The 13,658-nt window shown below is 47.1% G+C and carries 14 protein-coding genes; 10 read left to right on the top strand and 4 right to left on the bottom strand.

Features of this window, described 5'->3' with window-relative positions:
• Positions 1-24 precede the first annotated feature (24 nt).
• Positions 25-1,236: an MFS transporter gene (locus tag KNP94_RS03780; protein WP_215115269.1), complete on the top strand. Its 1,212-nt coding sequence runs from the start codon at positions 25-27 to the stop codon at positions 1,234-1,236.
• Between the two features lie 103 nt (positions 1,237-1,339).
• Positions 1,340-1,999 carry a hypothetical protein gene (locus tag KNP94_RS03775; RefSeq protein ID WP_214769300.1) on the top strand — a complete coding sequence of 220 codons (660 nt, stop codon included), beginning with the start codon at positions 1,340-1,342 and terminating at the stop codon, positions 1,997-1,999.
• Between the two features lie 45 nt (positions 2,000-2,044).
• Here the strand turns inward: KNP94_RS03775 and KNP94_RS03770 are convergent, their stop codons facing one another.
• On the bottom strand, positions 2,045-2,650 hold the full coding sequence (locus tag KNP94_RS03770; protein WP_215115268.1) for a GNAT family N-acetyltransferase: 606 nt from the start codon (positions 2,648-2,650) through the stop codon (positions 2,045-2,047).
• 248 nt (positions 2,651-2,898) lie between these two features.
• Between KNP94_RS03770 and KNP94_RS03765 the strand changes: the two genes are divergently transcribed.
• The 3 genes from KNP94_RS03765 (at position 2,899) to KNP94_RS15880 (ending at position 6,842) form a co-directional block, all read left to right on the top strand.
• On the top strand, positions 2,899-3,510 hold the full coding sequence (locus KNP94_RS03765; RefSeq protein WP_214894269.1) for a hypothetical protein: 612 nt from the start codon (positions 2,899-2,901) through the stop codon (positions 3,508-3,510).
• 101 nt (positions 3,511-3,611) lie between these two features.
• Positions 3,612-5,774 carry an ABC transporter permease gene (locus KNP94_RS03760; RefSeq protein WP_251132563.1) on the top strand — a complete coding sequence of 721 codons (2,163 nt, stop codon included), beginning with the start codon at positions 3,612-3,614 and terminating at the stop codon, positions 5,772-5,774.
• A gap of 33 nt (positions 5,775-5,807) precedes the next feature.
• Positions 5,808-6,842 (top strand): ABC transporter permease, encoded by a 1,035-nt coding sequence (locus KNP94_RS15880; protein WP_251132562.1) that lies wholly within the window; start codon positions 5,808-5,810, stop codon positions 6,840-6,842.
• A 48-nt stretch (positions 6,843-6,890) separates the two neighbouring features.
• Here the strand turns inward: KNP94_RS15880 and KNP94_RS03755 are convergent, their stop codons facing one another.
• From KNP94_RS03755 to KNP94_RS03745, 3 genes are all read right to left on the bottom strand, one after another.
• A complete protein-coding gene (locus KNP94_RS03755) occupies positions 6,891-7,352 on the bottom strand; it encodes a hypothetical protein (RefSeq protein WP_215115267.1) in 462 nt (153 codons plus the stop codon).
• Between the two features lie 22 nt (positions 7,353-7,374).
• Positions 7,375-7,842: a hypothetical protein gene (locus KNP94_RS03750; RefSeq protein ID WP_215115266.1), complete on the bottom strand. Its 468-nt coding sequence runs from the start codon at positions 7,840-7,842 to the stop codon at positions 7,375-7,377.
• A gap of 89 nt (positions 7,843-7,931) precedes the next feature.
• A complete protein-coding gene (locus tag KNP94_RS03745; RefSeq protein ID WP_215115265.1) occupies positions 7,932-8,231 on the bottom strand; it encodes a putative quinol monooxygenase in 300 nt (99 codons plus the stop codon).
• Positions 8,232-8,347: 116 nt separating this feature from the next.
• Between KNP94_RS03745 and KNP94_RS03740 the strand changes: the two genes are divergently transcribed.
• From KNP94_RS03740 to KNP94_RS03720, 5 genes are all read left to right on the top strand, one after another.
• Positions 8,348-8,740, top strand: coding sequence for a hypothetical protein (locus KNP94_RS03740; protein ID WP_215115264.1), 393 nt, complete (start codon positions 8,348-8,350; stop codon positions 8,738-8,740).
• Positions 8,733-8,909 carry a hypothetical protein gene (locus KNP94_RS03735; RefSeq protein WP_215115263.1) on the top strand — a complete coding sequence of 59 codons (177 nt, stop codon included), beginning with the start codon at positions 8,733-8,735 and terminating at the stop codon, positions 8,907-8,909. Before KNP94_RS03740 ends, KNP94_RS03735 begins: the two co-directional genes overlap by 8 nt.
• Before the next feature lie 286 nt (positions 8,910-9,195).
• Complete coding sequence (locus tag KNP94_RS03730) at positions 9,196-9,732, top strand: hypothetical protein (RefSeq protein ID WP_215115262.1); 537 nt, start codon at positions 9,196-9,198, stop codon at positions 9,730-9,732.
• Positions 9,733-9,827: 95 nt separating this feature from the next.
• Positions 9,828-11,453, top strand: coding sequence for a putative bifunctional diguanylate cyclase/phosphodiesterase (locus tag KNP94_RS03725; RefSeq protein WP_215115261.1), 1,626 nt, complete (start codon positions 9,828-9,830; stop codon positions 11,451-11,453).
• 168 nt (positions 11,454-11,621) lie between these two features.
• Positions 11,622-13,499 (top strand): diguanylate cyclase domain-containing protein, encoded by a 1,878-nt coding sequence (locus KNP94_RS03720; RefSeq protein ID WP_215115260.1) that lies wholly within the window; start codon positions 11,622-11,624, stop codon positions 13,497-13,499.
• Positions 13,500-13,658 lie beyond the last annotated feature (159 nt).

Genomic DNA, 13,658 nt, shown 5'->3' with positions numbered 1-13,658 from the left:
ATAAAGAAAGCGGGTGGATCCCCCTTGTCTCGTACTACGACGCTCCTGGCTTCATTCGGCATTTCGCAATTCGGCGACTTCATTTACCTCGTCGCAATCAATGTCTACCTCTATCAATTGACCGGCTCCACCACCGCAGTCGCCGGACTCTGGATCATCGGTCCGTTTGCTGCACTGTTCACGAAATTTTGGGCCGGCAGTCTGATTGACCGGGTCGATGTACGCAGGTGGTTAATCGGGACGGACTTCATCCGGGCGTTGCTCGTCGCACTGATTCCTTTCCTGTCGACACTGCCGTTGATTTACCTGACGCTGTTCGCCCTCGCCCTTGTCAAAGCATTTTTTGAACCTGCTGCGACGACCTACCTGACACAACTCGTGCCGGACACCGGTCGGAAAACGTTTAATGCCTATCGGGGTCTCATCACGTCGAGTGCCTTTTTGATTGGTCCGGCGTTAGCCGGTCTGCTGTTACTCGTCGCGACCACCGATGTCGCGATTTGGATCAATGCCGGCTCGTTTGTCGTTTCCGGGATATTACTAGCTTTCCTGCCTTCCGTCCCTCGTCCGCCCGCTGTCGAGAAATTACGATTCTCCGACGTCGCAGCGGACTGGCGCACCGTCGCCCGATTCAGTCGGTCGAACCGGTTTATCATCGCGGTTTATGTCATCGGATTGTTGACGATGAGCCTTGCGCTGGCGATGGACGCCCAGGAAGTCGTCTTTCTGCAGACCGTCGTCGGACTGTCGGCAACCGATTATGGACTGTTGATCAGCTTAACGGGCATCAGTTCCGTGCTCGGCGGACTGACCGTCGCCCGATTCTCGCGTCACCTGCCGCTCAAAACGTTGCTCGTCAGCGGATACCTGTTCGTCGCACTCGGCTACTTGATCTATGCGACGGCCACTTCTTTTTTACTCGTCGCGACCGGCTTCATCTTGCTCGGCTTTTTTAACGCCTTTTCCGGGACCGGCTTTATGACGTTTTATCAAAACAATGTGCCCGATGAATTGATGGGTCGGGTTACGAGCCTTTATGGACTTGGGCAAAGCATGCTCCACATCGTATTGATTTTATTCGTCGGTTTTACGGGTGACCTGTTCCCGCTCCGCTTCACCGTTTTGACGGCCGCCTGTCTGTTGGTCGGACTGAGTCTCCTTCAAAGCATCGCTGTCCTCCTGCCGGGTAAACAACTATATTTTAAAGAAGATCTGCCGGCGAAACACATTTCCTAAATCAGACGGCGTGACGTTCTCCTTTTGAAATTGACAAATTATGCTAAAATCAAGTCAGCTACATAGATTTATTAGACCATGATACGAACGGAGCGAATGCCACATGCACATTTTGATTGGACAACCGAAACAAGAAACAGACTTACAACAGTTACGACGAGACATTACCGCCTACCCTGACATTGACATCGTGTTGTATCCGGAAGGCTACTGCCGGCAGACCGATCTCGCGACGCTCTGTCAACTTGCAAAACAGTACACGACGATGATCGTCACCGGGTACCGGGACGCCGATCGGTTGGACCGGGCCTTGATCATTAACGAACACGGGGAAGTCGTCCTCGACCGGGCAAAAACGCCGGAAGCTGGTCCGCTCTATCAACCGTCGACCGTCGACGATGATGGACAACGGTACGGGTACCTGCTTTGTCGCGAAATCTTCTTAGGACTGGACGGGCTGAAAAACGATACCGTTGAGTTAATTTTCAATCCGATCGGCGTCGGAATGTTCAGTCCGGAACAATATGCCGAGTGGTCAGGCGAAGCAGCACGCATCAGCCGCCAGCAATCCGCCATCGTGATCGGGACGAGTCATGCCGACGGGTCTTACCGCAACTGCGGCTTTTCGATTCCGACGGCGTTTGCGTATGACGCGACCGGCGAAGCGATTTTCCTGTCAAAAGACGATCGACGGACACGGATTCTAGATACGGTCACGAACACGGTTACCGTCATCGATTCGTTGATTGAGAACAGAACATAATCAAAAAGCCCTCGACCGCTCAAAGTGGTCGGGGGCTTCATTCGCTCATTGATGTTGTTTTTCGTTCTGTTCCGCTGCCTGACGTTGCGTCACGTACTCCTCCCGTAAAATGGAGTACATCTTGACATCATGAAACGTCCCTTTGACGAAAATCAAACGGCGTAACGTGCCTTCGTACGTCATCCCGACCTTTTCCATCACCCGTGCTGAACCGACGTTCGGTTCCATGCACCGTGCCTGAATCCGTTCCAGCTGTAACGCCTCAAAACCGAAGTCCAGCACCCGTTCCACGACTTCTGTGACGATGCCTTTGCCCCAAAATTGCCGCGATAACGCGTACCCGAGCTCGGCCTGTTTGTTTTCATCAAGCAACAGATGAATGAAATCAATCGTGCCGATCATCTGTCCCGTCGCCTTCCATTCAATTGCCCACGGTGCCTGTTTCCCCTGTTCGTAGTTTGACAGGACGTAAGTCAGGAATTGCTCTGCCTGTTCCACCGTTTGATTTGCATTCCACGTCACGTAACGCGCCGTCTCCTCGTCCTGGGTATAGGCGAATAAATCGTCTACGTCCTCTTGGCGCATCGGCCGTAACAGCAGACGGTCCGTTTCAAGTGTTGGTAACATCTTGTAAAATTGTTCAGTTGTCATCAAGCATCCCCCGTTTCTTTTTTACATTATATACAAAAAACATTTCGGTTCCACATCATTTTTTGTTTCTTCTTTTCAACATGTTGATAATCAGGTACCGGACGTAATCCAGCCCGTCGAATGCTTATTTCCATTTTCTCATTCCCATCTTACACGAAGAAGAGTTGCATTTGGAAATAATAAACAGTATATTTAGACTGAGTATTCTGATAATTATTCCCAAATTAAACAGGAGAAGGAGTGTTTCCATGATGACGACTCAAAAACGCTTGCTTTCACTCGCTACAATCACCGTCCTTGCCGGAGGAGCTGTCTTTGCTTTTACGAATACAGATGGATTCAATACGCAGGACGAAACGGTATCGGATGTCGCGGCGACTGACACTACTGTCACGAAAGTCACCACTTCCCGCGTGTCAAGTACCCCGTCAATCCAAAAATTAATGAGTGCCGGAATGGTCCAGACGTATCCGGGAGATCCGGCCTTAAAGAAAAATACTTTCCGCGTGGACCCGATTGTCTTATCTGCCCCAAAAGAATTAAAGCTGAAAGAAAAAGACGGATACCGCTACATCACCGTCCCGCTCATCCTGCACGATAAAGAAGGCACGTCAGACGGCTATAGCGTCTATCGTCCGAATGCTTTTTCGATCAATGACGGGCACGGACATGACTATGCTCCGGTCGACTACATCAGCCATAACAAAAAAGCCTGGAAGTACGAACATCAATACATCGCTCCGAACCGTCTCGTGATGGATGTCGTCTACCACGTCCCGAAAAATGCTAATACGTTTGTTATGTTTGCGTCAAGCGATGCTTTCCCGAAGACGTATACCGTCAAAATCAGCATCGATTAACATGCTGATCTTTTCTACCCTGATCGGTTAAAACGACGGCCGGTTCCGATTCGGAATAGGCCGTCTTTCATATCGCTACACGTAAAAGGAGGTGGACGCCTATGATGTCCTTCATTTGGAACTCATGGTGGCGAAACAAAGAACGGTTCATCCTGTTACTCGTCGGTGTCCTGATTGTCAGTACAGGACTGAGCTATTTAATCGGGACGACCCAAGCGAACAATGGGACCGTCGTTGACGAACTGCAAAAACGCTGGAACTCGTCATATGATATCGTCGTCCGGCCGCCGGGAAGCCGGAGCGTAACGGAAGACTTACATTTACTCGAGCCGAATTATATGAGCGGTCTCGACGGCGGCATCACGATGAAACAGTATCAGACAATTAAAGACATCACGGACGTCGAAGTCGCAGCGCCGATCGCGATGATCGGAAATAACTCGACACGCTCATCCGTCGGGACGCATACCTTTGATGACCCCGGCTTCTATAAGCTGACGATCACCGATTATCAAAATACCGGCCTGCAGGTCGACAAGTCGACGACGGTCCGTTATTTAGCCGCCGGCTGGGATGCGAGCGGCGATACAAGACAATCCGGCGTCTCACCGGTCGGTCTCGGAAAACAACCACTCGACGAGTATGGCAGTGATACGATGATTGCCGGGATTGATCCGGAAGCGGAAGCACGCCTCGTCGGGCTTGATCAAGCGACGAAAAAGTCGGACCACAGCCGTTATTTCACGGATGAAGACGTCGTGACGGCGCTCGAGAACGTCGATATGATTCCGGTTTTAATGAACGAACGAGATTACATCGATGCGTCCCGGACCTATAAATATGAAAAACTTGATTTACCGCTGATTGATGACTCGATGGTACCGACGATTCAAGAGGTCACGAAAAAGGGCGGCAAAACATACTTAGACAAGCTCCCTACCGTCGATGAAAAGGCACAGACGTATAAAATTACGACGGCGCAAGTCCAAAAACAATTCATTCATGATATTTTGAACAATTCATTACCTGAAAAATACAGCGGCTACTCGGAATGGCTGATTCTCAAGCCTTCACCAATCAGCTATCAATCCGTCAAGAGTCCCTATCCGTCCCGGTGGCCGTTCACCTATCAGGTCGAACCGAAGCTGATCAACCCCGATTCCCTGCTTGCGAAACGCAGCATGTACCGGGCAGCACGCGAGTTCGGGACGTCGAGTGATGACTGGCCGCGGATCAATCCCTATTACATCGGGGTGTTTGATCCGAAGAAATTGAATTTATCGAAAGATCCGCTTACGGAACTGCCGATGGAAACCTATTTCCCGGCGAAGGCACAGTGGGTCATGGATAAAAATGAGACACCGGTCAACCCGCCGCGTGACGTCAAACCAACAAACGATCCGTACGATTTCATGACAAAACCACCTTCGATGTTGACGACGCTTGACGCTGCTTTCAAGATTCGCGGCAAAAAGGCCATCTCCGTCATCCGGGTCAATGTCAAAGGCATCGATACGATGAATGAACAAAGCGAGAAAAAATTACAGGCCGTCGCGCAGGAAATCGAAGACAAGACCGGACTGATCACGGATGTCACGCTCGGTTCGTCACCGCAACTGGCGTTGACATATCTGCCCGGACTTAAAGACCAGCCGGCGCTCGGCTGGATCCAGCAGCCCTGGATTAAACTCGGTTCCTCAATGGCAATCTTCCAGGAAGCAAAAGTCGGGATGAGTGGGGTCATCGCAAGCGTCATTTTGGTGGCACTCGTCTATGTCTTCAGCTCGAATATCATCCTGCTTTACGCCCGGAAAAAAGAATTTGCGATTTTACTGGCCCTCGGCTGGCGCCCGCGCCAGCTGTCGAAGATGCTGTTCCTCGAAGCGACGTTACTCGGTTCACTCGTCGCCTTGATTGCCTGGGTGATTCTCGGGACGTTTTGGCTGACGACGGATCATCCGATCGCCCTTGCCCGGATCGTTCTGATCGGTCTCGCCGGACTGTTGATTTACTGGGGCGGCACGTTCGTCCCGATGCTATTGATCCGGAAGATTCAACCGTACGAAAGCATCCAGGCGGGAGAAGTCTCACGGGGACGTCGTTTCGTCCGTTCGCAGTCCGTCCTTGGCATGAGCATCAACCAATTGGCGACGTATTGGCAACGAACATTACTATCGCTTATCGCAATCGCCTTACCGACCAGTTTGTTCATCTTCTTCCTGTTCGTCACATTCCGGCTCAAGGGGGTCTTGTATGCGTCCTAGCTCGGCGAATTCGTTGCCCTTGAAGTCGGCATGATGCATTATGTCGCGATGGGGGTTGCCCTGCTGATCGCCATCTTGACGACGACGGAAATCATGTGGCAGAACGTCAACGAACGGAAATCACAGCTCGCCGTGCTGAAAGCGACCGGCTGGCGTGACGGGATGATTCGTCAACTCGTCTTGCTTGAAGGGGTCATGACCGGTCTGTTTGCCGGATTGATCGGTCTTGCCGTCTCACTCGGATTGATTTACAAGATGTACAATCAATTCCCGATAGCCGAGCTCGGATTCCTGAGCCTGACGCTGTTGATTCCGATTACGACAGGGATCATCGGTGCCTTATTACCCGCCTACCGCGCGGTTAAAATCACACCGAATGCAGCCATCGGGAGCGTCGCCGTCAATGCCAAGGCGACGGAACGCCGCTTCAAAGTCGCGCTCGGAACAGTCGGGACCGCGCTTGTCGCGGGTGTCGCCGGACTATTCTTCTTTGCGACGACGAGTGAAGTCGAGCAACCGGCGGCCGAGCCGACAACTCAATCAACTGAAACGACGACAGGGACGAAGCTCGCCGATTTGACCGCCAAAAAATCGACCGCGTCACAACCGTCGAAACGGGAAACGGCAAAAATCGAAAAGCTGATGAATCAGGGGCTGCTCAAAACGTATCCCGGTGACCCGAAATTAAAGGATGCCACCTTCCGTGTCGGGAAACTGTTAGACCGCCCGCCGGCTGAACTCAAACTGACTCAGCAAGCCGGTAAACGCTACATCACGCTCCCATTGTTCTTACATGACCCGGATATTACAGAAGATGTACTCGGCTCCTACAGTCAATATAAACCGGACCGGTTCACGCTTCAGGATGGGAATGGGCATGTCTACGAGACGGTCGATTACGTCAACCGCAATGAGAAGGCCTGGAAAAACAGTTACCAGTACTTTGCTCCTTATCAATCAAGGGTCGATCTCGTCTACGAAGTACCGGAAACGGAAAATGTCTTCGTCATGTTCGCGTCAAGTGACGCGTTTGCAAAACCGACTACCGTCAAAATCGAACTCAACTAAAAAACAGTACTTCTACCCGTTGGTTGATGCGCGAGTAGAAGTACTGTTTTAGTTTGCCATCCGCGTTTTTTTTCGTAGATCGTCGTTCGTCGGGTGACTCGGATCCGTCCGCATGATGCGCAATTCCAGGTATTGCTTTAAAAAGGCAATCAACAGCAGAGCCAGCAGAAGAACGATTAAAACAGATATACTCCAATAATCAGGGATCCATGCCTGAAGCGCAATCAATAAAGGAACGGGAACGAAACCGAACTCGACCGCGTAACGGAAACGAATCAGCCGCCGTGCTGCTTTGATGCTTGATAGGGCACTGATTCGTCTTGCCTCGCCGAGCAGTAACAGTCCATGGATGAGGACGATGATGACGAGCAGTGGGACAATCCATTCGTCAGCTCCCGTTTGAACCAAGCCATACAGACTTAGCGCGACGACTCCTACCAATGCCAATCGTTTAAAAAAATTCCGCTTGCTTTCCTGCTGCATGATTAGAATTTTTGTTTGTTTTTCCATTTTGTTCATCCCCTACTTAAAGTCATCTGGCTTTCAGTTCAGGTATTTTACTGCGTAATTCTTTTTTTGTCGGTTGCAGCGGATCAAGGGTCTGCACCTTCCGCTCCAGGTACACATCAATCAGATAAAAAAGCAGCAGGCCGATAAAGTAACCGATGAAACTTGGAACAAGCGGCAATTCTAACCAAATTAATAACGGGAAGAAACATGCAATCAGACCGATTAACGCAAAATCAACCGCGTAACGGAGTCGAATCAGGTTGCGCGCCGGTTGGCTGTTTGATAATGCTCCGACCCGTTTCGCTTCAATCCAGTGCAGGCATCCGTGTGCCAGGAAGCTGACCCCGACAAGGATTTTCGGCCATATTGCTGTTTCATATTGAAGAAGTGCAAAGATACTAAAACCAAACATTACAGCAAAAATAATGCGAAAGAACGCGATGCGTTCCTTTTCTTCACGGATACGTTGAATTCTTCGTCGTTTTTCCATCATACTCACCTCATGTATACTCTACGTCAATCGGCAAAAAAAGTTCTAATTTTTTACAAACTTTCGACTAAAACATCAAAAATTACCCTTTATAACCCTTTTCCGCCTTGCGGATCGAATGTCAATAACCGCTCCATTCCCGTGATGAGCGGGCGTGCCTGCTCAATCAGGCGCCGCGTCGCCGGAAGCTCGAGTGACGCCTTGTGCGACGCTTGATTCGTCCAAATTTCGTGGACGATGACCGTGTCCGCTTCTTCTGATACGCTGACGATATAATGGAGACATGACGGCTCGTCTTCAAGCGAGGCTGCTGCTTCAAGTAACAGCTCCACCAATTTTTCTTGCCGTCCCGCCGTCGTCGTAATTTTCCCAAAAATCCCGTAACTCATCCTGATTCCTCCTCATTGTTTCTTAAGTTCCTTTTGTATGCATTCATAGCTTGAAACATTTTCCTTGCCGTGCCGTAGAACAGAGTAGCATCGACTGACTTCCAGGAGGACTTACTTTGACTACACGTACGAAACGAATCGTATTATCACTCTACTTACTCCTGTTCGGGATGACCCTATTTAGTATCTTCTTTGAACAGACAGGCGCTACCTTCTTTTCGGTCGTCCAACTCGGCGTCCTCAGTTATTTTTATTTTGAATTACTGAGTCAGAATACTCACCACGCCAGTCGAACAAAAGAACAGGACATCATTCACCGCAGTACACGGCTCCGTTTTCGGATCATCCAGATTTTATTATTCTTGTTGATTGGCATCGATTATTTATTTTTCGGGCAGGCCGATTTGTTGCTCGTAAGCGCTTTTTCGATTTCGATTGCGGTACCAGCCATCATCCGGTATGTCCGTTTGCGGATGAACGATCACTCAAAGGAGGAGAACGATGTCTAACCGCAGTTCGCTCGTCAGCTTGACGACCATTTTGACCATCATCCTGATCAGTTTATTTTTATTGGATGTCATAACAACACTATCGTTTTTAGTATTCTTCATCCCGTTAGCACTTTGTATGCTGATCCTTGGCGTCAGCGAACTCCGACACGTGTTACGTGAAAAGTAGGATACTTTTTTCCTATATGCTGTTCCGCTTCGTAGACGAGACGGGGGTAGATTTGCATTCCCAAACAAAATCTTTTATCTTCATAAAAGTTTTGCTACAAGCTGAGATGACACCATGTCATCTCTTTTTTTGATTTTCGTCCGAAATGACTGCCGGTTGTCGTGATTTTGCTAGGTTTTCTAGTTTAAATCATGTCCACCTCTCGATTTTTTAGAGCATCTTGCCGATAAAAAGATATAGGGAAAAACTATCTTTAGACAACTCGCTTAGAGGAGGACAATCAACCATGGTCTTCAAAAACATTCTTGTGCTATTGACGATCGTCGTGTCTGCTATCTATCTGATAAGCAACACATTCATCTCGACAGCTAGCACCCGGATACTGCTGTCGAACGGTGTACAATTCAGCATTGGCATCATCAGTTTCTACTGGCTGTGGCAAGTTTATCAACAAAAAACGACTCGATTAAAAACATTTTGGCTTCTCTTATCACTGGGTGTATTTTTCTCGACATTCGGGACAGCCATTTGGTTTTACTTAACCTTGATTAATCAAGAGATCAACACCCCTCTTCTGTCTAATTTTATCTGGGTCCTCTCATACGTTTGTTACTTAAGTGCCTTGATTTATAAAATCCGCACGAACGTTGTTGATTTTTCGAACAAATCGTATTTTTTTAATACAGTCATCTATATGATTGCTTCCATTTCAATCAGTTATCATTATTTGCTGTCACCGCTGATTGCCTTAAAGTATTCGACTACTTTATCAATCACTTACACTACTATCTTTTTAGTGATTGACCTGGCATTACTTTTTTAGTCATCACCCTGTATTATTTGCTTCATTTTGAAAAAGAGAACAGGAGCTTATTTTTCTTAGTCACGGGATTATTACTCCAACTAGTCGGTGATTCCTTGTTCTCTTATTTTTCTACACAACAGACGTATACGGCTGGCGGGTTCGTCGATTATATTTGGACAACTGCCTTACTCTTGATTGGATTTACGGGTTATCGCTATAGCCGAAGCATCTCGTCGCATGAACCGAATAAAAAGCTTCCACTCCTTCAACGCGAATTTTTATTTCCCTATTTAAGCATCATTCTTTTGACGATCCTGATGATTGAAAGCTACGACTGGCGAATCAATTCGTTAAGTTTTGGTTGGTTTTTAATTTTCGTGATGATCATTACCCGCCAATCATTCGTCATGATTAAAAATAAGAAGCTCTTTACAGAACTCCAACATTTAGCCTATTACGACCCTTTGACACAACTCGGCAATCGCTTGAATTTCATCAATACCATTGACCGCTATTTAACAAATGAATCTACGACACGCTTTGCCTTAATTTTAATCAATTTAAATCGCTTTAAAATGATCAATGATGCGCTTGGTCATCGGATTGGTGACGATGTCCTGAAAGAAGTTGCTTCCCGGCTTAGTCTGACCCATAATGGCAGTTTGCCGGTGTTCCGGATCGGTGGCGATGAATTCGTCATCTTGGTAGAAAATGACTGTGCGGTCGCTTGCGAAGATTTTACGAGCACCGTCATCCAGGCATTACATGTCCCATTCGTCATATCTGACCATGAGTTTGCTGTAAAAACAAATATCGGTATCAGTATTTATCCTAAGCACGGCGAAAATGCGGAAGACTTACTCAAAAATGCAAGTACTGCCCTCCACCATTCGAAAACGTCAGGTAAAAACGATTTCATCATCTACAGTGAACGGCTAGAATCGGATGTCCTTCGAAAAATGGAACTCGAAGTTCAATTACAAAAAGCAATCGAACTGAATCAATTGTCCGTCCACTACCAACCGAAAGTGCATTTACAAACGAAGACGATTGTCGGGATGGAAGCGTTAGTGAGGTGGGAACATCCGCATCTCGGTATGATCTCCCCTGTTGAATTCATCCCGATCGCTGAAGAGACGGGTTTAATCAATGAGATTGGAGAATGGGTCTTACGGACAGCTTGTGCGCAAAGTAAACAGTGGCAAGCGAGTGGCTATCCACCACTGTTACTTTCCGTCAACGTGTCCGCTCTTCAATTCCAGAATCGTCATTTCTGTGAAGTTGTGTCGTCGATTTTATTAGAAACCCATTTGCAACCGAACCATCTCGAACTCGAAATTACGGAAAGTATCGTCCAAAATATTACAGAAAGTGTCTCCATCTTAAAAAAATTAAAGAAAATCGGTGTCAAATGTTCAATTGATGATTTTGGAACAGGCTATTCTTCCTTAAGTGTCCTTGAACAATTACCCATCGATACGATAAAAATTGATAAATCCTTCATCGACCGGTTAAGTCGAGGCAGTCGATCGCCGATGGTCAAAACCATCATCGAACTCGGTTTGAATTTACAACTGAATGTCGTCGCCGAAGGCATTGAATCTCCGAATCAGTCGACGATCTTGAAAGAGTACGGCTGCTCCATCGGACAAGGGTACCTCTTCTCTAAACCAATCAATGCACAACACTTCACGGAATTGCTTGATGCTCTTTATCAAAAAAATGAATTCGTTTTCTAAACGGCTTTCATTATCTTACATGAAAGTAGTTCATGCACGGACTGCTTTCATTTTTTTATCCATCCGCTTCATTTTTTTGTATTATTCTGTTTTTTTAGAAGACATTGTTTACCATTCTCTTTATACTTGTAGTTTAATGTCTGATTCATTCATGAAGGAGTTTGGTCTATGGTTAATCGTAAGTTACCATCCTATTCGTTGTTGTTTCTCTTTGTATTTACATTGAGCTACTACAGCTGGATTTATTACTGGAGAGAAGACGCCTATATCCAGCAATTCGGGGGTAACCTCTTTTCTTTGTTAGGTATGGCGATTACTGTCTGTTGGACGTTTACGACTGTCCGACAGGTCGCAAAAAACGAAAAAATATTTTGGGGGATCCTGTTAGCTGCGAATAGCAGTTACTTGATTGCTGAAATCTATTGGTTTTATTTTGAGAGCATCCGACAAACGGGTGTCAGCTATCCCGGGGTTTCTGATATTTTCTACTTAATTCAAGTCTTCACGATTCTTGTAGCACTTCTATATAAGATCGTGACACAAACAAAAAATCAAGAACGGATTCCGTTTGTCTTTGATACTCTGATCGTCATGGTCGTCGCGACGACATTATCCTGGCATTTTATCCTTACACCCATCTTGAAGTCCGATACGGTTTCGCTGCTCTCACTGATTGTTTCCTTAGCTTATCCAATCGGTGATTTAGGCATCTTGATTGCCATCGTCTTTATTTTATTCAGTACATCAAAACAGTCGAATACATCTTACTTACTCATTTTGTTTTTTGCTTTATTCATTCAAACTGTTGCCGATTCGGTGTATCTGTACTTAATTTCATCCAATGATTACACGTCCGGAAGCTACATCGACCCCCTATTCATCATTGCTGGTCTACTGATTGGTATAGCAGGCCGACTGACGATACATTCAGATTCGACAGCAGAGCAGTCACCGGAATCGGTCAAACGTTTGACGATTTTTCAAATCGTGACGCCTTATGGCGGTGCCTTGATTTTATTTATTTTTATGGGACTTCACTCGGAAGGAATCGATATCATCACAATCGGCTCCGGCATCTCGATCATCCTTGTCTTCATCCGGCAAATCACGATCATTTTTGAAAATCAACGCCTCTTTAAAAAATATTATCTCAAATCGCAAGAGCTAGAACAAAGTGAAGAACGCTACAAATGTTTATTCGAAAATCATCCCGATCCGGTTTATTCGACGAATCTTCATGGTCAATTCGACAGTGTCAATGCCTCCTGCACACAGCTTCTCGGTTACAGCCAAGAGGAATTGTTACAAAAAAGTAGCCTTGCATTCGTCGCGCCGTCCGACCGCCCCTTCGTGTCACGCGAAGTCAAACAAGTTTTTACCGGCACAGCACGACATTATGAAGTCGAAATCGAAAGCCGTTCCGGAACAAGATCGTTCATGCACATTACGAATGTACCGATCATCGTCCAAAAACAACTAGTCGGTGTGTTCGGAATCGGGAAAGACATGACGGAAATCAAGGAGAAGGAAAAACGAATCCATTATCTCGCGTATCATGATGCGTTAACCGGACTAGCCAACCGCTCGTCCTTCGAAGAAATGCTGGAGCAAACATTACGTGCACCCTCGACGAGACGTGCCTCACTCTTGTTCATGGATCTGAATGATTTTAAAGACGTCAATGATACGTTCGGACATGACAACGGTGATCAACTCCTCGTATCTGTCGCCATGCGCCTTCAAGCCTTTAAAGAGCGCTTCACGATTATCGCCCGACTAGGTGGTGATGAATTCACGTTATTGTTAGTCAATCGGTCGTTAAACGACGTAGAACAGCTGACGAAACAGGTCTTCTCCACACTAAGCGAACCTTACGCGCTGGCGAACCAATTGATTCATTGTCCCCCGAGTATCGGTATCGCCTCCTATCCCGATCAGGCAGGGACGGGTGACGAGTTGATTAAATTTGCTGATTCCGCCATGTATCAAGCAAAAACGATTAGACAAGGACATTATGCGTTCTTCGATTCGACAACGTCGATGTAATCGTTTTTGTACGAATTTCCCTTAAATAGAGCAAAAGGCAAGGACGATTTTCTGTCCTTGCCTTTTGCTCTATACAACGTGCTATCGAAAGATCAAGCGTCTTCTTTCGTTGCTTTCCTCGGGCGAGGCGCAAGCCGTTGCTCCTTGATCCTCACGGAC

This window comes from Exiguobacterium sp. s80 (assembly GCF_018618725.1).
In the GTDB taxonomy this organism is placed as follows: domain Bacteria; phylum Bacillota; class Bacilli; order Exiguobacteriales; family Exiguobacteriaceae; genus Exiguobacterium_A; species Exiguobacterium_A oxidotolerans.
Note: the sequence above shows the minus strand (reverse complement) of the source record. Positions and strands in the feature narration are given on the sequence as shown.

Bases quoted from the DNA above. Each gene is read 5' to 3' on its own strand.
- KNP94_RS03775 (WP_214769300.1), top strand. From the start codon at position 1,340: ATGCACATTTTGATTGGACAACCGAAACAAGAAACAGACTTACAACAG.
- KNP94_RS03770 (WP_215115268.1), bottom strand. From the start codon at position 2,650: ATGACAACTGAACAATTTTACAAGATGTTACCAACACTTGAAACGGAC.
- KNP94_RS03765 (WP_214894269.1), top strand. From the start codon at position 2,899: ATGATGACGACTCAAAAACGCTTGCTTTCACTCGCTACAATCACCGTC.
- KNP94_RS03760 (WP_251132563.1), top strand. From the start codon at position 3,612: ATGATGTCCTTCATTTGGAACTCATGGTGGCGAAACAAAGAACGGTTC.
- KNP94_RS15880 (WP_251132562.1), top strand. From the start codon at position 5,808: ATGCATTATGTCGCGATGGGGGTTGCCCTGCTGATCGCCATCTTGACG.
- KNP94_RS03755 (WP_215115267.1), bottom strand. From the start codon at position 7,352: ATGGAAAAACAAACAAAAATTCTAATCATGCAGCAGGAAAGCAAGCGG.
- KNP94_RS03750 (WP_215115266.1), bottom strand. From the start codon at position 7,842: ATGGAAAAACGACGAAGAATTCAACGTATCCGTGAAGAAAAGGAACGC.
- KNP94_RS03745 (WP_215115265.1), bottom strand. From the start codon at position 8,231: ATGAGTTACGGGATTTTTGGGAAAATTACGACGACGGCGGGACGGCAA.
- KNP94_RS03735 (WP_215115263.1), top strand. From the start codon at position 8,733: ATGTCTAACCGCAGTTCGCTCGTCAGCTTGACGACCATTTTGACCATC.
- KNP94_RS03730 (WP_215115262.1), top strand. From the start codon at position 9,196: ATGGTCTTCAAAAACATTCTTGTGCTATTGACGATCGTCGTGTCTGCT.
- KNP94_RS03720 (WP_215115260.1), top strand. From the start codon at position 11,622: ATGGTTAATCGTAAGTTACCATCCTATTCGTTGTTGTTTCTCTTTGTA.